The 230-nt window shown below is 35.7% G+C and carries 1 protein-coding gene; it reads right to left on the bottom strand.

All coding sequences use genetic code 11. The features are described from left to right. A partial coding sequence (gene tnpA / locus GOQ24_RS17040) for an IS66 family insertion sequence element accessory protein TnpA (protein WP_410505210.1) occupies positions 1 to 159 on the bottom strand: 159 nt, incomplete at its 3' end. Positions 160 to 230 lie beyond the last annotated feature (71 nt).

The following is a 230-nucleotide window of genomic DNA, read 5'->3' as shown; positions in this document are numbered from 1 at the left end:
GTTACTTGAGCCTTCTTGCTCTGTTTCACCCTTAAACTTTACTACCCAATAACTAAATGTCGCTAGCTTAATTCCAACACTTTCACAATACTTTGATTGTGTCAATCCACTTGCTAGCCAATCCTCTACATGAGAGTACATAATTTCTTGTTTGCTCATCTCTTTATTATTTCAAGCAAACTTACTTCTTTACATTATATTATGAAATATGCACTTGCTCGGGCGGATAC

The sequence above is a fragment of the Myroides sp. LoEW2-1 genome (genome assembly GCF_009767705.1).
Classification (GTDB): Bacteria; Bacteroidota; Bacteroidia; order Flavobacteriales; family Flavobacteriaceae; genus Flavobacterium; species Flavobacterium album_A.
The sequence above is the reverse complement of the archived record's forward strand: the minus strand, read 5'-3'. Positions and strand labels throughout refer to the sequence as shown.